Annotated in this window: 20 protein-coding genes and 1 pseudogene; 7 read left to right on the forward strand and 14 right to left on the reverse strand. The window is 56.6% G+C overall.

What is annotated here, in order from left to right; genetic code table 11:
- The first annotated feature begins 7 nt into the window (after positions 1–7).
- Together FB466_RS11350 and FB466_RS14005 are read left to right on the forward strand one after the other, a co-directional pair.
- Complete coding sequence (locus FB466_RS11350) at positions 8–1348, forward strand: D-alanyl-D-alanine carboxypeptidase family protein (RefSeq protein WP_170206110.1); 1341 nt, start codon at positions 8–10, stop codon at positions 1346–1348.
- A 546-nt stretch (positions 1349–1894) separates the two neighbouring features.
- Positions 1895–2644 carry a DDE-type integrase/transposase/recombinase gene (locus FB466_RS14005; RefSeq protein WP_425460913.1) on the forward strand — a complete coding sequence of 250 codons (750 nt, stop codon included), beginning with the start codon at positions 1895–1897 and terminating at the stop codon, positions 2642–2644.
- An 11-nt stretch (positions 2645–2655) separates the two neighbouring features.
- Here FB466_RS14005 and qcrB read toward each other — a convergent pair whose 3' ends face one another.
- Genes qcrB through ctaE form a run of 4 tightly spaced genes read right to left on the reverse strand, consistent with a single transcriptional unit; the run spans position 2656 to position 6862 of the window.
- Complete coding sequence (gene qcrB / locus FB466_RS11360) at positions 2656–4269, reverse strand: cytochrome bc1 complex cytochrome b subunit (protein ID WP_141918506.1); 1614 nt, start codon at positions 4267–4269, stop codon at positions 2656–2658.
- The gene (gene qcrA, locus FB466_RS11365; protein ID WP_141918507.1) at positions 4266–5345 is read right to left on the reverse strand and encodes a cytochrome bc1 complex Rieske iron-sulfur subunit; all 1080 of its coding nucleotides are present in this window, start codon (positions 5343–5345) and stop codon (positions 4266–4268) included. Before qcrA ends, qcrB begins: the two co-directional genes overlap by 4 nt.
- A 52-nt stretch (positions 5346–5397) precedes the next feature.
- A complete protein-coding gene (gene qcrC / locus FB466_RS11370) occupies positions 5398–6201 on the reverse strand; it encodes a cytochrome bc1 complex diheme cytochrome c subunit (protein WP_246054642.1) in 804 nt (267 codons plus the stop codon).
- 22 nt (positions 6202–6223) lie between these two features.
- Positions 6224–6862 (reverse strand): aa3-type cytochrome oxidase subunit III, encoded by a 639-nt coding sequence (gene ctaE, locus FB466_RS11375; protein WP_141918508.1) that lies wholly within the window; start codon positions 6860–6862, stop codon positions 6224–6226.
- Positions 6863–7018: 156 nt separating this feature from the next.
- Between ctaE and trpD the strand changes: the two genes are divergently transcribed.
- Positions 7019–8089: an anthranilate phosphoribosyltransferase gene (trpD, locus tag FB466_RS11380; protein WP_141918509.1), complete on the forward strand. Its 1071-nt coding sequence runs from the start codon at positions 7019–7021 to the stop codon at positions 8087–8089.
- Positions 8090–8119: 30 nt separating this feature from the next.
- On the opposite strand, the gene FB466_RS11385 is transcribed toward trpD, so the two are convergent.
- The 7 genes and pseudogenes from FB466_RS11385 to FB466_RS11410 all read right to left on the reverse strand — a co-directional run bounded on the left by FB466_RS11385 (position 8120) and on the right by FB466_RS11410 (position 13988).
- Positions 8120–9199 (reverse strand): winged helix DNA-binding domain-containing protein, encoded by a 1080-nt coding sequence (locus FB466_RS11385; RefSeq protein WP_141918510.1) that lies wholly within the window; start codon positions 9197–9199, stop codon positions 8120–8122.
- A 209-nt stretch (positions 9200–9408) separates the two neighbouring features.
- The gene (locus tag FB466_RS11390) at positions 9409–9816 is read right to left on the reverse strand and encodes a hypothetical protein (protein ID WP_170206111.1); all 408 of its coding nucleotides are present in this window, start codon (positions 9814–9816) and stop codon (positions 9409–9411) included.
- On the reverse strand, positions 9735–10628 hold the full coding sequence (locus FB466_RS13910; protein WP_141918512.1) for a preprotein translocase subunit SecA: 894 nt from the start codon (positions 10626–10628) through the stop codon (positions 9735–9737). The genes FB466_RS11390 and FB466_RS13910 overlap by 82 nt, the downstream gene beginning before the upstream one ends.
- 101 nt (positions 10629–10729) lie before the next feature.
- Positions 10730–11614, reverse strand: a complete 885-nt coding sequence (locus FB466_RS11400; RefSeq protein WP_342777452.1) for an IS3 family transposase — start codon at positions 11612–11614, stop codon at positions 10730–10732.
- 21 nt (positions 11615–11635) lie between these two features.
- Complete coding sequence (locus FB466_RS13915) at positions 11636–11950, reverse strand: transposase (protein WP_281285147.1); 315 nt, start codon at positions 11948–11950, stop codon at positions 11636–11638.
- A gap of 56 nt (positions 11951–12006) precedes the next feature.
- Positions 12007–12423 (reverse strand): annotated as a pseudogene (locus FB466_RS11405) (hypothetical protein); the annotation flags it as partial.
- Between the two features lie 800 nt (positions 12424–13223).
- A complete protein-coding gene (locus FB466_RS11410) occupies positions 13224–13988 on the reverse strand; it encodes an SDR family oxidoreductase (RefSeq protein ID WP_141918513.1) in 765 nt (254 codons plus the stop codon).
- A gap of 136 nt (positions 13989–14124) precedes the next feature.
- Between FB466_RS11410 and FB466_RS11415 the strand changes: the two genes are divergently transcribed.
- The 4 genes from FB466_RS11415 to FB466_RS11430 all read left to right on the forward strand — a co-directional run bounded on the left by FB466_RS11415 (position 14125) and on the right by FB466_RS11430 (position 16912).
- Positions 14125–14586, forward strand: a complete 462-nt coding sequence (locus tag FB466_RS11415; RefSeq protein WP_246054643.1) for an NfeD family protein — start codon at positions 14125–14127, stop codon at positions 14584–14586.
- An 18-nt stretch (positions 14587–14604) separates the two neighbouring features.
- On the forward strand, positions 14605–15582 hold the full coding sequence (locus FB466_RS11420; protein ID WP_141918514.1) for an SPFH domain-containing protein: 978 nt from the start codon (positions 14605–14607) through the stop codon (positions 15580–15582).
- A 4-nt stretch (positions 15583–15586) separates the two neighbouring features.
- Positions 15587–16426 carry a glycerophosphodiester phosphodiesterase family protein gene (locus tag FB466_RS11425; protein WP_170206112.1) on the forward strand — a complete coding sequence of 280 codons (840 nt, stop codon included), beginning with the start codon at positions 15587–15589 and terminating at the stop codon, positions 16424–16426.
- A 114-nt stretch (positions 16427–16540) separates the two neighbouring features.
- Positions 16541–16912: an RNA polymerase-binding protein RbpA gene (locus FB466_RS11430; protein ID WP_141918516.1), complete on the forward strand. Its 372-nt coding sequence runs from the start codon at positions 16541–16543 to the stop codon at positions 16910–16912.
- Positions 16913–16945: 33 nt separating this feature from the next.
- On the opposite strand, the gene lnt is transcribed toward FB466_RS11430, so the two are convergent.
- From lnt to tatC, 3 genes are read right to left on the reverse strand one after another with little or no spacing between them, the layout of a single operon-like run.
- Positions 16946–18502 (reverse strand): apolipoprotein N-acyltransferase, encoded by a 1557-nt coding sequence (gene lnt / locus FB466_RS11435; protein ID WP_141918517.1) that lies wholly within the window; start codon positions 18500–18502, stop codon positions 16946–16948.
- Between the two features lie 44 nt (positions 18503–18546).
- The gene (locus FB466_RS11440) at positions 18547–20991 is read right to left on the reverse strand and encodes a DEAD/DEAH box helicase (protein ID WP_141918518.1); all 2445 of its coding nucleotides are present in this window, start codon (positions 20989–20991) and stop codon (positions 18547–18549) included.
- The gene (gene tatC, locus FB466_RS11445; protein ID WP_141918729.1) at positions 20988–21749 is read right to left on the reverse strand and encodes a twin-arginine translocase subunit TatC; all 762 of its coding nucleotides are present in this window, start codon (positions 21747–21749) and stop codon (positions 20988–20990) included. Before tatC ends, FB466_RS11440 begins: the two co-directional genes overlap by 4 nt.
- Between the last annotated feature and the right edge of the window lie 40 nt (positions 21750–21789).

Below are 21789 nucleotides of genomic sequence, written 5' to 3' on the forward strand. Positions count from 1 at the left end.
GGGCGAGATGACTGACTACACATTTGACGAACTGGTGCGCGATGCGGCCCAGCCAGAACCAGGCGATCAGCCCTCCTCTGGACAGAGCCACACGCGTCGGAAGCGACGCTGGGTAGCGCCTATCGTCACGATAGCAACGCTCACGGTACTGGCTGGTAGCTACGTTGGTGCAGCAGCAGCGGCACCGCTTCCCGCTCCGCTCCTCACCCTCACGGCGAACACAACCGCTCTCACAGCGACCGCACCCACACTGGTACCCGTTTGGCCCACCACGGATTCCCCTGATTCCACGGGCGCGGTAAGCCTCATCGGGAACGACCTGGTTGTTAGCGCTGAGGGTGCGGATACGGCCCGACCCATGGCAAGCCTGTCGAAGGTGGTTACGGCCCTGGTTGTGCTCAAGCAGTACCCTCTAGCCGTGGGAGAGATGGGACCCACCATCACATTTACATCGGCAGACATGGCCTCCTATAACTCGCTGACGGCCCGAGGCGGCGTTGTTCTTCCTGTAGCGGTTGGGCAGTCCCTCACCCAGCGTGAACTGATGACGGGGATGATGTTGAATTCGGCCAATAACTACGCTGAAACCCTCGCACGCTGGGCGTTTGGTTCACTTGACCAGTTTCTGGCTGCCGCATCCACGTGGCTCGCTGAACAGGAACTCAACAGCATTTCCATGGCTGACCCCCACGGAATGTCACCGCTCAATGTGGCCTCAGCCAACGACCTGGTGCGGTTGGGGAAGCTCTCGCTGGAAAACCCATTCCTCTCCGCGACTGTGAGCATGTCCACCGCAACTATTCCCATCGGGGGAGAGCTGGCCAACACCAACGTCTTGCTCGGATCGGACGGCTTTCGAGGCATTAAAACCGGCACCACGAGTGCGGCCGGCTACTGTGTAATGTTTGCACGCGACCTTACGTTTAACGGCGTGACAACGACATCCGTCGGTGTGATCTTGGGGGCCGATAGTCACTACCTACGCAATAGTTCAGCTGTTGACCTGGCACACAGCGTTGAACGTGCATTTTCCCAGCCAACGCTGGTATCGGAGGGGGATGAGTTTGGCCACCTCACAACGGCCTGGGGCGACAAAATCACCATAACTGCCGCCGATTCCCTCGGGGCTCTGCTCTGGAACGGTGCCACGGTCAGCGCTGAAGCCTCGCTCACCTCGTATACCGCAGTCCCGCCGAAGGGAGACGTAGTGGGCAAAGTACAGCTGAGGCCCGATCCCGTGACACAAGAATCGACGAACCTTGTAACAGCGGGAGATGTCACCGAGCCAGGTTTGGTGTGGCGACTAACTCACCCAGCAGAGCTCTGGACTGCTTTTACCGGGGGCTAGAGAATACACAGCCCAAGTGCGGCGTATCATCGGTGAGGTTCCTCCTGAAGCCTGGACACTGGCCAGGCGGGATCCGCGTGATTGCGATCCTGTCGGGGAGGATGTCCGTGACGGGCACGAAGCAGAGGAAGACGTATACGCTGAGTATCGTCATGAGGCGGCGCCGTCGTGGCTGTCTCCTGAGAGATCCGGGTCGGCGGGCAGCTGATGGGCCGGTGTGTGCATGCAAAGCGTGCGTGCACCGATCCTGGAGACGCGCCGCTCGGGCTGGGTGAGCGGGCCGAGTTGGATCGGTTGCGTCGCGAGGTTCAGGAGCTGCGAATGTACAACGAGTTCCTGGGAAAGCTGCGGCCTTCTTCGCGTTGAAGCAGAACCCGAGGAGGGGTTCGCGGTGATCGAGGCGGAGAAGGCGAACAAGACAGTGATGACGCTCACTCGTATGTGTCAGTTACTGGGAGTGGATCGGTGCCGGTTCTATGAATGGCGTGCCCGGCAGGCCGCAGGCCCATCGCCCTGGGCGCAGCGTGCGGCTGAGTTGAGGGTTAGATCCAAGGGTTCCATGTCGTATCTGATGGCACTTACGGGGCACCGCAGATCCGCGCCGATCTGCAAGAAGCCGGTGTGACGATCTCACGCAAGATAGTCGCGAAACTCATGCAGATCGGCGGGATCACGGGGATCATTCCTCGCACGTGGCGTCCGGCGAGCACCGTTCACGGCGGGGACTCGTTTCTTGTCGAGCGGCAGTTTGACCAGGGCGAGCGGGACCTCGCATGGTTCTCCGATATCACCTATCTGCGTACCGGTGGAGGAGGGGCCTATCTGCGCGTCGTGCGCGATGGTCACACTCGCCGGGTTCTCGGGTGCACTGTTGGTGACAGCTTGCATACCGATCTGGTCGAGGGTGCGCTGCGGCAGAGCGTCGCGCTCCGCGGACACCTGCCAAGGAAAGTCGTGTTCCACACGGACCGCGGTACCCAATACACCAGCGCCAGCTTGCCGACGCCGCGGCCGAGCTCGGGGCGCTGCGCTCGATGGGAAGAACCGGGGTGTGCTGGGGGAATCGTTCTGGTCTGTGTTCAAAACACGAGTACTACCACCGGTACGTTTTCGCCACCATCGCCGACGCCACTCCGTAATCGGTTACATCAACCCGCTAGAGTACGAACGCTGCCAGCTCATGCTGGCAGCCTGACCAACCACCCGTCCGGACTTCGGGGTCAGCCTCACGCCTCAGACGTAAATACAAAAGTTGGGGGTGTACAGCCCTCGGCTTGTACACCCCCAACTGTCTAAACTACTTACACTCAGTGGTGCGACTCGGAGTCCAACTCAGATTGAGTAGCGGGGCTGACTCGATCCTCAAAGAACCACCGTGAAAGAACTCCACGGAAGCGTTGACCTCCGGTGATCTTGCCTTCATCGTTCGGGCGAACCATCAGCGGTTTGTACTCGTTATAGTTCACAAGAACCCATCGTTCATAATCAGTGACCTGCTTATGGACCTCGACATATTCACCGCCTGGGAGCCGTACTATACGGCCAGACTCATAGCCATGCAATGCGATCGACTTGTCTTTCTTCTGCAGGCCCAGGCATATGCGCTTGGTAAGCGCATATGCAATAAACGGTCCAACGATCAGAGCAAATTGCAGAGAATGAATCACGCCCTCCATGGACATCTGGAAGTGAGTCGCGACGATGTCAGAACTCGCACCTGCCCACATAGCCGCATAGAAGGTCACTCCCGCTGCGCCGATTGCAGTGCGGGTCGGCGCGTTGCGAGGACGATCAAGAATGTGGTGTTCACGTTTATCACCGGTGACCCAGCCTTCGATGAACGGATAGAGAACAACCATTACAAGGAAGATTAGGATTACACCGATAGGAACAAGAATATTCCAAGACCAGGTGAATCCGAACCATTCTGTTTCCCAACCCGGGGGGACTAACCGAAGAGCGCCATCAGCAAAACCGATGTACCAGTCAGGTTGAGTACCTGCAGAAACGGGGGAGGGGTCATAGGGCCCATAGTTCCAAACCGGGTTAATTGAGAACAGGGAAGCGATCAGAACGATTACACCAAAGACTACGAAGAAGAAACCGCCAGCTTTTGCCGCATACACCGGGAGGACAGGGAAGCCCACAACATTATTGTTTGTACGACCCGCTCCAGGGAATTGCGTGTGCTTGTGCACCACAACAAATACCAGGTGGAGAGCAATAAAAACGATGACAAGCGCAGGCAGTAGCATGATGTGCATTGAGTAAAGTCGCCCAACGATGTCATTGCCGGGGAACTCTCCACCAAACAAGAGGAAAGAGATCCAGGTACCGACGATCGGAATGCCCTTGATGATTCCATCAATAATTCGTAGGCCGTTACCCGAAAGTAGGTCGTCGGGGAGCGAGTAGCCCGTAAATCCTTCTGCCATAGCAAGGACAAACAGGACGAATCCGATGACCCAGTTGAGCTCTCGAGGCTTACGGAATGCGCCGGTGAAGAAAATCCGAAGCATATGCAAACCAATGGAGGCAACAAACAAAAGTGCAGCCCAGTGGTGAACCTGTCGCATGAGCAGGCCACCACGGATGTCGAATGAAATATCCAGTGTTGAGGCCATGGCTGCGGACATTTCGATGCCCTTCAGCGGTACGAACGAACCGCTGTACTCCACTTCAGTCATCGAGGCTTGAAAGAAAAGCGTCAGAAATGTTCCCGAGAGAAGAATGACAACGAAACTATAAAGAGCGACTTCTCCAAGCAGAAAAGACCAGTGGTCGGGGAAGATTTTGCGACCAAACTCTTTGACAGCGACCGAGATCTTTGTACGGTCATCAAGGTAGTTCGCTGCAGCTCTCGTGAATCGAACTCCGTGCTCAGATTCTGTAACAGTTGGTGTTGCAGTTGCGTTACTCAAGACACACGCTCCCAGAAGCTCGGCCCGACGGGCTCAGTAAAGTCACTCTGCGCGACAAGGTACCCTTCGCTGTCCACGGTGATAGGAAGCTGGGGGAGGGGGCGTTTGGCCGGTCCAAAGATTACCTCACAATGCTTAGTAACATCGAACTGTGACTGGTGACAAGGGCACAGGAGATGATGGGTCTGCTGTTCATATAGAGCAACAGGGCAGCCAACGTGTGTACAAACTTTTGAGTAAGCCACAATGCCGTTGTACGACCAATCCTTGCGATCGGCATCCTCGATAAGATCCTCAGGCTTTAGGCGCATCAGAAGAACGATGGCTTTGGCCTTCTCGTCCAACTTGTGCTCCATGTCGTTGAGACCCTCGGGGATAACGTGAAAGACTGATCCCAGGGTCACGTCAGACGCTTTTATCGGCGTTCCGGAGGGATCGCGGGTCAACCTAACCCCCTTGTCCCACATCGTGTGCTTGAGGAGAGCTACGGGGTCCTGGTCTTGTGGGGCGAGCCCCCGAAGGAGGACAACACCGGGGAGGGGGAACGCAATAAGTGCTCCAATAAGGGTGTTACGAACGAGAGCGCGTCGCCCGAAGCCAGATTCCTCATTGGCTTGCTTGAAGATTTCTTGCGCTGCAAGGCGTGTTTCGTCGTCGCCACGAACGGGGTGACGCTCGTCAACGCCCTCTTTATCAGACATGAGTGCCTTGCCCCAGTGAATGGCTGCGAGGCCAATTCCGAATAGAGACAGTGCCATGCCCACACCAATGAATAGCGTGCTGAGACGAATTGCTACATCATCACCCGACTCAATCGGGAAAGCTACATAGGCAGCGATTGCCCCGATGCTTCCAACGATCGAGATGTAGAACAGCGTATAGACGGTGCGCACTGCGCGCTTTTCCTTCTTGGGATCCGTGTCGGTGACCCGTGCCCGGTGCGGGGGATGCCCCGGATTGGCAAACGAGTCGGCCGGTATCACGGCTGTTCCTGCGGAGAGGCCGGTGTTGACATCTCCAGCAGAGGGTGCGGCGACAACGGCGTCGCTGCTGCCGTTCTTCGCGTCCTGTGCCATGTTTCTCCTTGAACCTTGATATCTGTATAGTTGCGCTGCTCAGTCAGCCTGATTAGTTAGATTTTGCGGTGACCCACACGGTAAGAGCGACAACAGCGCCCAGACCGATGATCCAGATGAAGAGACCTTCAGCGACAGGGCCGAGGGATCCTAGTTTGAATCCGCCAACAGAAGTGGAATTTTCCAGGTACTTCAGGTAGCTGATGATGTCGCGCTTCTCGTCTGAAGAGATGTTTGCATTGTTGAACACGGGCATATTCTGGGGCCCAGTAGCCATTGCTTCATAGATGTGAACCGATGCGACACCAGAGAGCTTTGGTGCCCATTTTCCCTCGGTAAGGGCACCCCCTGCACCAGCAACGTTGTGGCACATTGCACAGTTAACACGGAACAGTTCTCCGCCATTAGCAACGTCACCATCGCCATCCAAGTATTGCGCTTCGGGGATACCCGGCCCCGGCGCGAGCGATGCGACGTAGGCGGCTAGCTGGAGAGTTTGTTCTTCTGTGAACTGCTTGGGCTTGACCATTCCCTGTGGCCCCTGAAATGCCAGCGGCATCCGTCCGGTCCCCACCTGGAAGTGGGTTGAGGCGGCTCCTACTCCAATGAGCGAAGGCCCTTCATCCGTCCCATCTGCCTGTATGCCGTGACAGGTTGCACAGTTGGAGGCGAAGAGTTTCTGCCCCTCATCAATCGTGCTCTGTGCTTGCAAATCAACCTCCGCGATTGCAGAGGAATTACTGAACCCTGCGTAAGCGGCACCTGTGACGATCAGGCCGATTGCGACGAGCGCAACCGTTGCCATCGGGTGACGACGGCCGGTCTTTTTTGTTTTTTTCTTGGTGCTACGAATCATGCTGTGACGTCGCTCCTGCTACTTATTTGAGTACGTAAATGACGAAGAACAAGCCAATCCAGACCACGTCAACGAAGTGCCAGTAGTAAGAGACAACGATTGCGCTTGTTGCTTCTTTGTGGCCAAACGTTTTCACGGCGAAGGCTCGTCCGATAACCAGAAGGAAAGCGACGAGTCCAGCTGTTACGTGAAGACCGTGGAACCCGGTCGTCAGGTAAAAAGCGGAACCGTACGCGTTCGAGGATAGTGTTACCCCCTCGGATACGAGGGTGGCGTACTCCCAGACCTGACCGGAGACGAAGATTGCTCCGAGCGCATAGGTGAGGAAGAACCACTCAACCATTCCCCATTGGTTGGGCTTCCAGCCTGTGGAACGGTTTTGAAGTCGCTCGGCGGCAAAAACACCGAACTGGCAGGTTAACGAGGACGACACCAGAATGAGGGTGTTAATAAGCGCAAACGTGAAGTTGTGCTTACTCGTCTCGAAGTCCCACAGTTCGGGGGCCATTGAGCGGAGAGTGAAGTAAATTGCGAAGAGGCCCGCAAAGAACATAACTTCACTGCCGAGCCACACAATGGTTCCGACGGCAACAGTGTTGGGTCGGTTCAACGTGGGCGTAGTCGCCTTAGGAATGATTGAGGTCGCTGTCACACAACCCATTATGGCTGATTCTCAGGAAGGTTTTTGCCACTTGAGGTAAAGGGGCTGGGCGTGTCAGAGTTAGGTAAGGCTAGGCTGGCCAGATTCTGGATCGTATTTACGCGGTTTTTTCACGCGAATACGCGGGTGTTGGGTTTTCTACCCTAGGATCTCTGTATGAGTTTCTCACCCTCTTGGCCGCAAATAATTACTACGCTCATCGACGGAGACGACATGAGCGTCAGCGAAGCAGATTGGGCGATGACGCAGATCATGACGGGTCAGGCATCCGAGGCGGCCCTCTCGGCTTTTCTGATCGCACTGCGCATCAAGGGCGAGACTGTTAATGAGGTGGTCGGTTTCCGTGACGCCATCCTGGAGCACGCGCGATCTGTGGCGATCACGCCGCAATCGCTTGACATCGTCGGAACGGGTGGAGATCGGTTTGGCACTGTCAACGTGTCTACCATGTCCTCAATCGTTGCAGCGGCGGCAGGAATTCCTGTAGTTAAGCACGGGAACCGCGCTGCTAGCTCGCAGTCTGGTTCATCCGATGTTCTAGCGTCCCTTGGAGTGAGCCTAGAGCTCACTCCAGAACAGCTGGCTCGCGTCTTTGACAGGACGGGGATTGCCTTCATCTACGCAGGACACTTTCATCCCGGGTTCCAGTATGCAGGCAAGGTGCGTAAAGAAATCGGTGTACCAACGGTCTTCAATTTCTTGGGACCGCTGTGCAATCCTGTACGGCCAGAGGCTTCTGCCGTGGGGGTGGCTCAGAGTGACCGTGTACCCCTGATTGTGGGGGTCTTTCAAACACGAGGTGCTAACGCACTCGTTTTTCGCGGTGATGAAGGCCTTGACGAGTTATCGACGGTCGGTCACTCGCACATCTGGGAGGTCACCCGCGGGGGCGTAACAGAACATGACCTTGACCCTCGGGATCTGGGTATTGCTCGCGCAAACATTGAAGACCTTATCGGTCAGGATGCCGCATACAATGCTCAGGTGGCCCGAAAAGTTTTCGCGGGGGATGCTGGACCGGTCCGTGATATAGTCCTGCTCAACGCTGCCGCTGGACTTGTAGCCTACGACCTTTCGTTGGATCCGGCGAGTAGCGAAACTCCCATGTTGGAGCGACTTACGAGCAAGCTTGTTATCGCTGCGGATACCGTGGACAGCGGGGCAGCAGAGCGCAAACTCGCCGCCTGGATTGGAGCCACCCGGGATGAGGCCGGTGTGGTGTCGTAGAGCGGAGTTCCTCGGTGAGGGACCCACGGTTTATTCGACGACTATGTGGTGAAAGGGTATTTTCCAGAACCTAGCGATAGTTTCACCCAACAAGGCGAGGGAGTCGAATGAGGGGAGGGGAGTGTCCAGCGGTGTGACCGTTATCGAGATCCCTGCCCGTGTGACCGCTCGCTTCCATGTGCCCACAACACGACCGTTCTGGAGAATCATCGGACGGAATATTCCGTTATTACCCGGCACAAGCCCCTGGACTACGGTTGGCGTCGCAATCGCGGAACGGTCAGCATAACCGAGATAATATTCGTCGAATCCGGGGAGAGCATAGCTGGTTGCGAGGGAGGCCCCAGCAGGCAACTCAACTTCGGCTCTGCGGTAATACTCGATTTCATCGATGCGCGTCAGAATGACCCGATCTGCACAAATAGCAGCGGCTCGACGCGCCTGGGTGAGAGTGAGCTTTGACCAGCTAACGAAGTCGGCGAGGGTAGCAGGTGCGTGCCCGTTGAGATAACGGATGAAAAACTCTGCCAGGGCTTCGTCGATTTCATAACGTGTCGGCTGAGGCACCCACTCGTCTAGGAGGACTAACAGTTGGTCACCAGCGTCGTTAAATGGGCCCCAGCAGAACGTTCCGGTCTGGGCTAGGTTCCAGATCAAATGGTATCCCCGCTGGCCTGAAACAGCGATTCCGTGGTCTTCGAGATAGCTGAGGAATTCGGCCCGTGTGGCGGTCTTGTTATCGCGGAGCAGTTCCTGAGCCAGAGACCGCGCATGTTCAATGATTCTGTCATCCAGTTGAAGCGCTTCGCGACGGCGGGCTGCACCTGCGATAAGCCGATCCGCTGTGAGGCTGAGCATCCAATGTAGATCGGTGCCAATAACGACGTGTAGAGTGCCGCGCATTGGCCACGAACGAACGACTTTACCGTCGTTGAAAGCCTTTTTTACCGAACTAACCGTGCTGTCCGCTGTCCGCACGCCGATCGCCCACAGGGCGGCGGGAAGATCTTGTGCCTGGATGGCACCAATATGCCGTACCGTTGCTTCAACGTTAGATGTGGGGCGGGTGAGAAGCTGGTTATGGAGCCGCTGGTCTAGGAGATCCGTCATATTGTGGATTCTAAATCACGCGTGAGGGCGCGAACAGACAGGATAGCGTCGCCATTGGCCAGCCTAAAGAGTAAAGAGCACATAGAACCCCACTCGATGTTCGGGCCTGCCTGCGGTTGAGGCTTAGCTGGGGTATGCCCCATACCGTATCCAGCGGTTGCCGTGCAGACCGCAACCGGGGGCGGCCAGCCCCAACAGCATCAACGGAGTCAGGGCGTTCGCGTGCCTTTCGGTTTGGTAGGGCGGAGGGCGTTGAGGATGAGGTTGCCGAAACGTTGTTCTGGAGAGCCGAACGGGTCCTCGGCGACCATGTAGGTCCAGGTGGTTGACGGTCGGCTCAGGCCGAGGGTTTCCGGATCGAGGGTTCCCATTCTGGCAGCGTGAGAGAGAGTCGCCGCGATGGCGGCGACGACATCACGGGTGAAGCCATCGAAAGCTTGGTAGGCGATCCTGTTGTACTCGCTGAGCGGGGTATTGCGGGCCAGAGAGCGCAAATGAATGCCCTCCCGAGCTGCGGTAAGCATGTCGAGATGTTCTATCCAACGCTGGTCAAGTTGGTGCAAGCTGATGGCTCGGACCGCAGTCGAGATCGATGCGGGGTTAATTTGGGCCCCCAACGCATCGATAGCAGTGCGTGCCCGTCGTTCAGAAGATCGGCGAACGGGCCGCCGGTGAAGATTTCGGCGCGGAGCCGGAGTACAGCGGCACGCTGGTTAGTGGGAACCTCGGCGAACGCGAGGGTATTTTGGTGGGATCGTTGCTGGATCCCTTCCGCGAGGCGCTGGGCATGGTCAACAAGCTCGACGGCCGTGTCGGGGTTGAACGGCGCCCCGTAAGCCTTTCGTAGGGACTGCGCGAATCCGGGCAGGTGGCGGCACATGAGGTCATCTTCCAAGCTCGTGAATAACACGCTGGTACCCGGGTCACCCTGCCGGCCGGCGCGGCCGCGAAGCTGGTCATCGAGGCGGCGGCTATCATAGCGGCCGATCCCCACGACGCAGAGTCCGCCGAGAGCAATGATGCGTTCGGAGTCGTTCCCGCTGGCTCCGCCCAGCCGGATATCGGTTCCACGTCCGGCCATTTGGGTGGAGATCGTGACCCGACCGTATTCTCCGGCGCGGGCAATGATTGTAGCCTCGTCAGCGTCGTTCTTCGCGTTCAGCACCACCGAGGCGATCCCGGCCTGTGCCAGTTCATCCGCGAGATGCTCAGACTGGGCCACGCTGGCGGTACCGACCAAGACTGGACGCCCCGACACATGTTCCGCCGTGATGTACTCGATCGCAGCCTGCAACCGTGATGCACCGTCGGGGTGCACCCGATCAGGGAGGTCCTCCCGGGCGACCGGGCGGTGCGGGCGGATCTCACCGGTGCGCACCCCGTACCGGTCGGCGAGCTGCTCCGCGACCGGCAGCGCCGTCCCGGACATCCCGCATACGGTTCGGTAACGGCCGATGAGGGCTTGGATCGTGATTGGTTTGGCCTGGGTTTAGTGGTTTGGCCTGGGTTTAGTTCCGACTATTTTGTTCATCACTCGACGGTTGTCACGAGTGACTGCGCCTCAGCATAGTACGCCGTCTCAACCTCGACCGGGGTTCGCCTGCCTAGCTCGCCGTGGAGGCGCTCATTGTTCCACCACCACACATACTCCAGGGTGGCGAGTTCGACTTCCTCAACTGTTTTCCAGGGGCCACGCATGCGGATGAGTTCTGCTTTGTAGAGCGCGTTCACTGACTCGGCCAGGGCATTATCGTAGCTGTCACCTACGGTCCCCGTTGAAGGAATCGCCCCCAGTTCTCTGACGCGGTTGGAGTAGACCATCGACATGTAGTTCGATCCGTGGTCGCTGTGATGCACGGCCCCGTCGAGCGTTCCACCTGATTGCCAGGCCGCCATCTCAAGCGCCTGCAGCGGCAGTATCTCAGCTTTCAGTGTTGAGGCAACGTTCCAGCCAACGATCTTACGATCAAAGACATCAATAATGAACGCGGTGTATGCGAACCCAGCCCACGTAGCAACGTAAGTGATGTCACACACCAACAACTTCATTGGCCCGTCGGCCACGAACTGGCGTTCGACGAGATCACCCGGCAGCTGATCCCTGACGTCACTCGTTGTTGTGAAGGCTCTCTTCGAACGACGTACCCCACGCACTCCGGCGATTTTCATCAGACGCTCGGTTTGGTCGCGTCCGATGACCCACCCTGCTCTGGTGAGGAGGGCGTGCATCTTGCGGCGCCCGTAGACGCTGTAGTGCTGTTTGTGGAGTTGACGGATCTCGGTGACGAGAATCTCGTCGCGTAGTTTCCTGACCGACGGGAGTCTGTGTTTCGCTGCCCGATATCCTCGGGACGTCAGAAACACGAATTGCCGAGCCCAGCACACGGCACAGGAACTCAACCCCGAAACGATCACGATAGGTATCGATGAATTGGATCATTTCGTTCGTGGCGGGTCGAGTTCCTTGGCGAAAAATATGCTCGCAGCTCGCAAGACTTCGTTTGCTTTCTTGAGTTCAGCGACTTCGCGGCGCAGTCGCCGGTTCTCCTCGTTCATATCAGTGGTCACGCCGGGTTTTTGGCCAGTATCGATCAGCGTTTGACGATGCCAGATACGCAGCGTGTCTGGTGAGACACCGAGGAGCTTGCCGACCTGGTTGCTGGCTGCGTTGAGGCTCGTATGCTCGGGGAGCGCTTCGGTGAGCATACGCAGCGCGCGTTCACGGAATTCTGGTTCATATTTGTTTGCCATGGTGTTCCTATCCTTGTTGAAAGTACGGAACTAAACCCAGGCCAAACCAACGTCTTCCCCTCACCAGTGCCCATCTGAATCACGTGCCCACCCAGAAGTGCCAGCGCGCCCACCAGTTGGGTATCAAACACGTTGACACCCAACGCCGCCTGCGTAACCGCCCGAGCAACTCTGCAGAACTCTGCGTGCTCTACCACGCCCCACGCTCGACGGCTCGAGCGTAACCGCAGCACCGAAGCAATTACTTCCTCAACTGAAAGCCGCACGCCTTGGTGAGGGAGATTCTCCACGAGCGAATATTGACGACGGAACCGGACAGTTCCGTCTACCCCGAGGTATCGCCGAACGTCGTCACACAGACCCACGACCACCCCAAACTTGTCTAGAACGCCAATGTTCGACCTGCCACGAAATGCAACCCAGGCAATGAACGAGCAAAGCCTAGCGAGACTACCTGAGCGCTGCCCCAGCATATGCCAGTTTTGCGGAGGGCAATTCGCCACTTCTGTGGCCACCCCAAGCTGGAAGGACTGGAAGATTTTGACGATTATCTCCACAAGGTGCGTGACTATGGACCTTGCAGCGATCAGAATCGGGCGCGGGCTTCGCAGCAACTGTTGCGATACCCCGAGAAAGCCTCACCGTCGCACGATGTCGGCAACAGCTGACACCCGCATGGGGAGCCACGCTCTGCTTCTGAAGATGAGGACTCTCTATCAATGCATAACGCACCGATGGCACGATAGCGTCAGCACGTCAGGTTTGGGGCGCGAAAAGCACACCACCACTGCTCGAAATCGGGGAAGGCAATACTCGGTGCCCGGGGTGCGGAGGATGGGGTACCCCGCGCCAAAGAACTGGTCGAAATCACATCTTAACCACAACGGCAGTACCGCCTGAGAGTCTCAGGAAACAGTCAGGAAAATGAGTCTTTGGGGGAGCGAAACCGAGACCGTGATGCGGAACAGCTGAGACGAGACCCCCACAACAGCTTGATCAAAATCCAGATGCATCAGAGGGTCTCTCTCGCCAGGATGTGAACTCCACGTATCGTTGGTTTCTCGTGCGCCCCCAGAGCAAGGGAAAGTTTCGCTGTGCCTTGTATGCAGTAACGTTCTTCACGGGTGCGCGTCTTCAAAAGATTTCAGGTGACCTGGGACTGAGACAATCAGCTCTCGGATTTCATTCGATGAGACAACGAAGGCTTTTACTGACATAATATACATTATCGGCCATTCACCAAACGTCACGAGGCGGTCCGGATGACGACTCGCTACCTGCGGGTGAAAAAGCTGACGTCACCCACATACCGGGTGTGATCGGCCGGAATCAACTCGGTGGCAGCCAAGGCTACTTCCGAGGCAAATTCGCTCACGTTGTAGAGCCGACCTGCCGACTCCTTACGCTGGTCGATAGCACCCGGGTTGGCGCGCTCTAGTAGTGTGGCCGTGATTGTTCCCTCGATCATGTCGCCCGAGACGACAACAAATCCAATTGATCGCTTCTGAAGTACAGGAATGAGTTCCCGGAGCGCATCCTCGCCCGCACGTTTACTCAGGGCGACAACCTCATACTCAGGCATTGTTGGCACAGTACCAATAAAGTGTGCCTGGTGGCTTGTGACAAAGACGACGCGCGCTCCATCGCTGAGCAGCGGAAGGGCCTGGGTGAGTAAATTCACCTGTGAATCTCGGTTAAGTACCATTGCGTAGTCCTCAGCCACACCGGTTTCCATGCCACCAGATGCGTTCAGGACGAGCATGTCCAGGCCGCCAAATTCTGTTGAGATCGTCTCCAACATTGCAGCAACGGAATCGGCATCTGTCAGGTCGGCTTGAACTGTGATAACACGGACGTTGTGCTCACGAAGCGTTGCAGCCAGCTTCTCAGCGCGTGCCGCTTTATTGCGATAGTTGATGACAACATCCGCGCCTGCCTCGGCAAAATAACTGGCAGTATCCGCGCCGATTCCCCGTGAGGAACCGGTAACAAGAATGCGTTTTCCGGCCAGGGCGGCAGGTGCTAGGGGGTTAGACAATGTGATCTCCTCGGGGACGGTTACTGAGGGTGAAATGATCCTCAACTCTCCCACCGAGACTACCAAGGGTCGTAAGACGCGCGCGTACACATGGTAGCTTTGGTTGCATGACGGCTACGGCGCAGGAGACGAACTGATGGTGGATTTTCTTGTGAATCATGGCTGGGTTGCGTGGCTTGCTCTTGGTTTGCTTTTTTTAATTGTCGAGATGTTCACGCTTGAGTTCACTGCCCTCATGCTGGCCGTCGCCAGCCTAATGGGTATTCCCCTGGGCCTGACTTCACTCCCCTTCTGGGTGCAGATTGTCATTGTCGCTCTGTTCTCTCTCGTTCTCATCCTGTTTCTGCGCCCTCCGCTTCTGCGCTGGTTAAAACGCGGCTCGGACCGAACGAAAAGCAACGTTGATGCACTTGAGGGGCTGCGCGGCATCGTTCAGACCGGGATCTCTTCCGACAAGATTGGTACAGTAAAATTTACGAATGGCGAGACCTGGACGGCTAGGCTGCTTCCCTCTGCATTCGCCGGAGTTCTTGAGCCCGGTAGCGACGTGATTCTTATCTCCATCGACGGGGCAACCGCTGTTGTCTCGCCTGTCTAAATAACTAGAGGAATATAAATGGACAACTCCGGCACCGTCGGGTTTGCAGTACTTGCTGTATTGCTGCTCATTCTCGTCATCTTCGTGATTACGGTATTGGTGCGTTCCGTGCGCATCATTCCGCAGGCGAACGCTGGCGTGGTCGAGCGACTCGGAAAATACCATAAGACACTCATGCCCGGCCTCAACTTACTGGTTCCCTTTATTGACCGGGTGCGTCCACTCATCGATATGCGTGAACAGGTCGTCTCATTCCCACCCCAGCCGGTGATCACAGAAGATAACCTGGTGGTCTCGATTGATACCGTCGTCTACTTTCAGGTGACTGACGCTCGTGCAGCAACCTATGAGATTGCCAATTACCTCGGCGCTGTTGAGCAGCTCACCACCACGACGCTGCGTAACGTTGTGGGTAGCCTCAACCTTGAAGAAGCACTCACCAGCCGCGACAACATTAACGGTCAGCTTCGAGTGGTGCTTGACGAAGCAACGGGTAAGTGGGGTGTTCGTGTGGGTCGTGTTGAGCTCAAGGCGATCGATCCGCCCCACTCCATTCAGGACTCCATGGAAAAGCAGATGCGTGCCGAGCGTGACCGCCGTGCTGCTATCTTGACCGCCGAGGGCACAAAACAGTCTGCCATCCTTGAGGCTGAGGGTGCACGGCAATCCGATATTCTTCGCGCCGAGGGTGAGGCTCAGGCGGCAGTGTTACGGGCTCAGGGTGAGGGCGAAGCTATTAGTACGGTTTTTCGTGCAATCCATGAGGGCAATCCCGATGGCCCACTGCTTGCCTACCAGTATCTTCAGACTTTGCCCAAACTCGCTGAGGGGCAAGCAAATACCCTTTGGGTTCTCCCGAGCGAACTAACGGATGCGCTCAAGAGCGTTTCCTCGGCCTTTGGCGGCGAAAGCAACGAGGATGCTCCCAAGCGTACCGATGCTCATAAGCCCACGTTCCCGAAGCTACCGCCGCTTGACGGTGGGACTGCGGTCTAAACAGGTGACGCTTCCACGCGCGGTCGGCCATTCTCGGTTTTTCTCGGGTGGCCGACCGCGGGTTTTTGCGCATCGCGGCTTCGCCGTTGACGTGGCGGAGAACAGCCTTCCTGCATTTCGGGCGGCCCAGTTGGTTGGCGTGACCCACATTGAATCCGATGTCCGTGCTACGTCTGACGGTGTCGCGGTTCTCCTCCATGACAGTACCTTTCGCTATGTCCGCCGGTCCCCCATTCACGACCCCGAGCGTGTTGTTTATGGGGTTGCGCACATCGCGCACACCACGTCAGACCAACTCGCAAATATGCCGTTGGCCCCCGGCGTATATGTCCCCACTCTCGAAGCTGCTTTGCGGTTCTTCCCCGAGATGTATTTTAACCTTGATATCAAAGATGCGCGGGCTTCCCGTGCGTCAGCAAAAGCAATCCTGGCCACAACGTCTGAAGACCGAGTGCTCATCACTTCCTTTTCGCGCCGTCGAAAGCATCGCGCACGACACCGTCTGAGAGTCGTTCTGGGGGCTTCGCGCGGTGAGGCCATCTGGGCTCTGCTCTTAGCCCGATTGAACGCCACTCCCCTGCTCTGGATGGCAACATCCGGGTATCACGCCTTACAAATTCCTGAGCATGTTGGCAGATGGCCGCTTCTCAACGAGCAGATCGTTGACCGTCTTCACCGCGCTGGTGTGGAGGTTCATGTGTGGACGGTCAATACTCGGGAAACAATGACTAGACTCATGGGGATGGGCGTGGATGGAATAGTTACTGATCGGGCAGATATTGCCTGTGACCTGGTAAAAAAGAGGCCACCAAGTTCTTCCGCAGGATCGTCCGTCACCGAGTAGCCCCGAGACAAGGGCCGACTCAGTCTGAATAACAACTGAAAGGTTATTGGAGCGGGACTAAAAAAGGAGAGACCGGTGTTATACCGGTTAATCGAAAGAGGAGGGGTAATAACAATGGCTGAACGGACATTGCGGGGGGCAAGAATAGGTGCCACGAGCCTGCAGAGCGAGGTAGGCGTCCACTATTCCGAGCGGAAAACGGCAACCTACCGGGCCGATGACGGCTCTACGTTCGATGTGGTTTTTTCGAGTGAGGCTGAGATGCCAGGGACATGGAGCGACTTGAGAAGCGGGCATACGGGTGTCCTGCTCGATGCCCTGGGTGTTCCCGTAGAGTCGGACGACGGCACCGAGGCAAAAATTCCTCGGAGTCATTGGGACATGTTACTTGAGCGCCGTAGTAGAGAAGAACTTGAAGAACTTCTTGAAGAGCGACTTACATATCTGCGTGCCCGCCGAGGCCTTGGCGATCGGGTCGATGCATAAGACCGACCAAGATCTCGTGAGAATCGGTCGGGGTTACGCAGCTGAGCTGGGTGGCCCCGACTCTTTATCCGAATATCTTGTGCGCGAGCGCGAAAACCGATAAAAGATAGCGACCACAATACTAACGAGAGCCGCGATATAGCCGATAGCGTTGAGCACGAGAGTCAGGCCGGATCCAATAATCATTGCGGGTGTTGAGCCGACTACCCGTGGAATATCCTGAACCATATGCCCCACGGTGTGAGCGGGGAGAGACTCGATGGTGTGGCCGCCAGGAGCAATCATTGCGCTGGTCCCAACTGTTGAAATATTGACAACGGCACGACCCGTCTCGACCGCGCGCAGCCGAGCAATTGCGAGTTGCTGAACGCTCTCATCGGTGCGACCAAAATCCGCATTGTTTGTCTGGGCCAGAATAAATTCGGCCCCCTCGTCAACCATTTCCTGCGCGAGTGAGTCGTCAACGATATCAAAGCAGATCGAGAGGCCCACGCGAGTCCCGCTGATGTCTATGGTGGTTGGCCGAGTTCCGGGCGTGTACTCCAACTGCACGAGGTCTACCAGATCTGGTGCAAATAGGTGGAAAAATTCTCGATTGGGCATGTACTCGGCAAATGGCACGGGATGCTTCTTGTCATACTGGCCAATAACCCCTCTCCCAACTCGCCAGACAAGAGACGAGTTAAAGTACTCATCGTTCTCCGTTGTGATGGCCCCAACAACGAGGGGTGCATCCAAGCGACGACTGAGGTCGTCCAGCGTAGCGGCAGCGTCTGATGCGCGAAGTGGGTCGATATCGGATGCATTCTCTGGCCACACGACAAGGTCAAGGTTCTGTCCGACCAGGGGAAGAGAAGCCTTATAGTGATCGTTTAAATTTTGGGCGCGACTATGGCCTGAAAAAATGCCAGAGTCAGAATTTCCCTGCACTGCTGCTACTCGGGTGTGTCCGGTGACGGCAAGCTGATATGGAGGAATGATTGCCATGACTGCAAGGGTGAGCACCGGAAGCAGCTGGAACGCGGCACGGCGATAGGAAGCAGCACCGCGATGCGAGAGCCAGGACTGGATAAACCAGGCAACAAGACCAACCATGATCGCGCTCATACCGGTGAATCCGACCCAGGAGACAAGCGACGCAAACGGGCTTTCGGACTGTGTGAGTGCTGCGCGACCCCAGGCAAATCCCCCGTAGGGCCAACTCCCCGCGAGGGTTTCCCTGGCGATCCAGAGCGTGGCCACAGCGACGGGAAGCAGAGTTCCACTCCAGCCGGGATGACCGTCAAGCACCCGAGAAAGCTGCGTGGTTGTCATTGCAGTGAGTCCGCCGAACAATGACCACCAGAAGATCATGATCCCGGAGAGTGCGGCCCAGGGTACAACCCCCAGATATAGGGTGAGCCACGAAATGTGGAGAAGCCAGAAACTTGCTCCCGAAACCGCACCCAACGCTGCGCCCGCCCAAAAACCTCGACCCCACTGTGCGAGCAAGATTAGAAAGATGGCGGGGAAGGCCAATGGCCAGAGCGCTAAAGCGGGGGACGCCATATCGAAGAGAACGCCGCCCAGTGCTGCACTGATGAGAGCCATCCATATTCGAGGCAGGGGACGCAGCGATTGATTCTTCACGCGGGCTACACCATCGAGGAGTAAGCGACGATACCGGTCCGAATGGCCTCGATCGCTTGCCGGGCAGTGTGAGCCGTCGGGTCAGGGGCGACGAGAGAGATCTGGTCAAGGACATCGATTGTCTGCTTGGCCCGTCGCACGAAGTCACCGGCGGCCATATCTGCCTCCCGTAGAACCTCATGAAGATTTTCTCCGCGGGCCCACATATGCATAGCCGGACTGAGCCCGGTTGCCGGCTGAGTACTGCCAGGTAGGCGGTGTGTACGTTCAACATCATCCAAGCGAGCCCAGGCCTCAAGCGTGTTGCGGAGGGCTGATCGGAAGAGCCCGGTGGGAAGATACTGCTCTCCCACGTTCTCGTCGCGTCGCGGTTCATAAATGAGTGCGGCGCAGAGCGCAGAGAGCGAGGGCGCATCAAGTCCGATCCAGTAGTCATGCCGCAGGCACTCGGCAATGAGGAGGTCGCGGTCACCGTAGATACGCTTGAGGATCTTCCCCCAGTGCCCTAGCTGAAGGTTGCCGTCAACCACACTGAGATAGCCAAGTTCAGATAAAACCTCGGTGACTCGGTCAAAAACCGTTGCAACAGCTCCCGTACGGACACTAATCTGCCGGGAGAGTTCGTCCGTTTTCTGGCGTAATTTCCACCAGCGCTCCGCCCATCGAGCGTGAGCCTCCCTCTCTGGGCACGAATGGCACGGGTGCTGTTTTAGTTGCTGGCGGAGCCGGGTGACCTGTGCCGCACGCTCCTCCTGAGTGTAAGCCGAGGCCGCCGCACCCGTGAGGGGTTTACGTTCCCAACTCACAAGTTCGCGGCGGAGAGCAGCATACTCGCGGAAGTCTCCCCGGTGGCAGGTCATCGATTTTTCGTAGCCGGCAAGCGATTCCTCGTATTGGCGCACCGAGCGGGCGAGTGAGACGACCGCCCTGTCTGCCTGAAACTGGGCAAAGGATGATTCTAAAATTTCACGGGTTCGCTCACGACCATACCGATCAATGAGATTGACAGCCATGTTGTAGGTGGGGCGGAAACTGGAGTTCATGGGATAGCTTCGCCGTGAGGCGAGGGCAGCCGCTGAATGGGGGTCAAAGCTGTCCTGCCAGACGAGGACGGAGTGGCCTTCACTATCAATGCCGCGGCGACCCGCTCTCCCCGTTAACTGTGTGTACTCCCCCGGCGTAATAGGCACACGCGATTCGCCGTTAAACTTTTCGAGTTTTTCCAGGACAACGCTTCGTGCTGGCATATTAATGCCCAGTGCGAGAGTCTCCGTTGCAAATACGAGGGTGACCAGTCGCTTCTGGAAAAGTTCCTCAACGATTTCCTTGAAAGCAGGGAGGAGGCCCGCATGATGCGCGGCGACCCCACGCTCTAGACCGTTAAGCCAATCCCAGTAGCCGAGCGCAGCTAGGTCTTGGTCCGATATATCTTGCGTACGCTGCTCAACTATGGCGCGAATCTGGTCACGCTCTTCGACGGTTGTCAAGCGAATCCCCTCACGCAACACCTGTTTTACCGCTTGGTCACAGCCCATCCGGCTGAAAATAAAAAAGATTGTCGGCAGGAGGTCTGCATCCCACAGCTCCTCGACGATCTCCGACCGTCGAGGAGCCGTTGCGGTGCGCTGGGCCGGACCTCGGGCGGTATTGTCTTGGCGGCGTTTACCGCGTGGATTTCCGGGGCGACGGCTAGACTCACTGTGCGCGAGACGGGCGAGTTCTGGATTCACCCTGGCGGAAGACTCCACCGCGTCTCCCCCGGAAGGATCAAAAAGCTCAATTAGCCCGGATCGAGTGACCACATGTTGGTCAAGTGGGACTGGACGATGTTCAGACACAATAACATCGGTGTTGCCACGAACGGTCTGTAGCCAGTCGCCAAACTCTTCTGCATTGGATACGGTGGCGCTCAGGGAGATCATCGTTACGTGCGAGGGTAGGTGAATGATCACTTCTTCCCACACCGCCCCGCGAAAACGATCTGCCAGATAGTGTACTTCATCCAACACCACGCAACTCAGGTGTGTCAGGGCAGCAGAATCAGCGTAAATCATGTTGCGCAAGACCTCGGTGGTCATGACTACGATGCGGGCGCTCGAGTTAATGTTCGAGTCGCCGGTGAGAAGGCCAACATTCTCGTAGCCGTATTCCGTCACAAGCTCGTTGTACTTTTGGTTGCTGAGCGCTTTCATCGGTGCAGTATAGAAAACCTTATTGCTCTCCCCATTCATGGCGAGGTAGATTGCAAACTCAGCGACAACTGTCTTACCTGCACCTGTCGGTGCCGCCACAAGCACGCTATTGCCGTCCTCCACGCTTTCGCAGGCCGCGATCTGGAACGGGTCCAGAGCAAATTCGGAGGCCGCAGAAAAATCTCGCGTATGCGGGTGTCGTGCTCTGCTGCGTGAAGCCGCATAGCGTTCAGAGGGGCTTAGCTCCTGGTTATTCACAAAGCAAGGTTCTCGTATTCAGACAGGATTGCGTCCTGTTTCTTTTTTACTCGGCGGTCGTGAAGGTACGTTATACCTGCGGAGAGAAAATACAGCACAACCATTGGAACGGCGAGGAAGAACATACTCATTACATCGGCAGCCGGCGTGGCAATGGCAGTAAACATGATGATGATCAAGATAGCCATACGCCATGATTTTATGATCGACCTTGCAGACAGAATGCCCACAAAGTTGAGTAGCACGAGCAGCACCGGCACGACAAAGGCTACCCCAACTACGACAACGAGCCGAAGGGCAAAATCGAAATAGGTTCGTGCGCTGATGAATGCAGCGTCCTCAGCTGGCGCAAAACTCGTCATCAGACGCACAATGTTGGGGAGGACGTACCACCCGGCATAGCAGCCGGCAAAGAATAACGGAATAGCCGCGATCACAAAGAATACGCCATAGCGTTTTTCTTTACCAGTGAGACCTGGTGCAAGGAATGCCCAAATCTGATATAGCCACACAGGAGAAGACACGATGATTCCGATGACCAGCGAAATCTGCAGTTTCAGATCAAACGCGCTCGTGATATCGGTGTAGTTAATCTGAGCATCCCTGTTTTGGATGCGAGAAATATCAAGAATGGGCTGGCGAAGTTGCCCCCATACGAAATCAGACAGTAGCCACCCCACAACCATTCCAAGAATGACAGCTATAGCGATGCGAAAGAGTCTTTTCCGAAGCTCAACAAGGTGAGCTCCCAAAGACATTCGACCATCAGGGGATTTCTTTTTACCCTTGGGTGATGAG

The sequence above is a fragment of the Klugiella xanthotipulae genome, from assembly GCF_006716695.1.
Classification (GTDB): Bacteria; Actinomycetota; Actinomycetes; order Actinomycetales; family Microbacteriaceae; genus Klugiella; species Klugiella xanthotipulae.

Excerpts from the sequence above, each read along its gene's own strand:
- FB466_RS11350 (WP_170206110.1), top strand. The coding sequence starts at position 8 with ATGACTGACTACACATTTGACGAACTGGTGCGCGATGCGGCCCAGCCA.
- qcrA (WP_141918507.1), bottom strand. The coding sequence starts at position 5,345 with ATGGCACAGGACGCGAAGAACGGCAGCAGCGACGCCGTTGTCGCCGCA.
- qcrC (WP_246054642.1), bottom strand. The coding sequence starts at position 6,201 with ATGATTCGTAGCACCAAGAAAAAAACAAAAAAGACCGGCCGTCGTCAC.
- ctaE (WP_141918508.1), bottom strand. The coding sequence starts at position 6,862 with ATGGGTTGTGTGACAGCGACCTCAATCATTCCTAAGGCGACTACGCCC.
- trpD (WP_141918509.1), top strand. The coding sequence starts at position 7,019 with ATGAGTTTCTCACCCTCTTGGCCGCAAATAATTACTACGCTCATCGAC.
- FB466_RS11385 (WP_141918510.1), bottom strand. The coding sequence starts at position 9,199 with ATGACGGATCTCCTAGACCAGCGGCTCCATAACCAGCTTCTCACCCGC.
- FB466_RS13910 (WP_141918512.1), bottom strand. The coding sequence starts at position 10,628 with ATGTCCGGGACGGCGCTGCCGGTCGCGGAGCAGCTCGCCGACCGGTAC.
- FB466_RS13915 (WP_281285147.1), bottom strand. The coding sequence starts at position 11,950 with ATGGCAAACAAATATGAACCAGAATTCCGTGAACGCGCGCTGCGTATG.
- FB466_RS11415 (WP_246054643.1), top strand. The coding sequence starts at position 14,125 with ATGGTGGATTTTCTTGTGAATCATGGCTGGGTTGCGTGGCTTGCTCTT.
- FB466_RS11420 (WP_141918514.1), top strand. The coding sequence starts at position 14,605 with ATGGACAACTCCGGCACCGTCGGGTTTGCAGTACTTGCTGTATTGCTG.
- FB466_RS11430 (WP_141918516.1), top strand. The coding sequence starts at position 16,541 with ATGGCTGAACGGACATTGCGGGGGGCAAGAATAGGTGCCACGAGCCTG.
- lnt (WP_141918517.1), bottom strand. The coding sequence starts at position 18,502 with ATGGCTCTCATCAGTGCAGCACTGGGCGGCGTTCTCTTCGATATGGCG.
- tatC (WP_141918729.1), bottom strand. The coding sequence starts at position 21,749 with ATGTCTTTGGGAGCTCACCTTGTTGAGCTTCGGAAAAGACTCTTTCGC.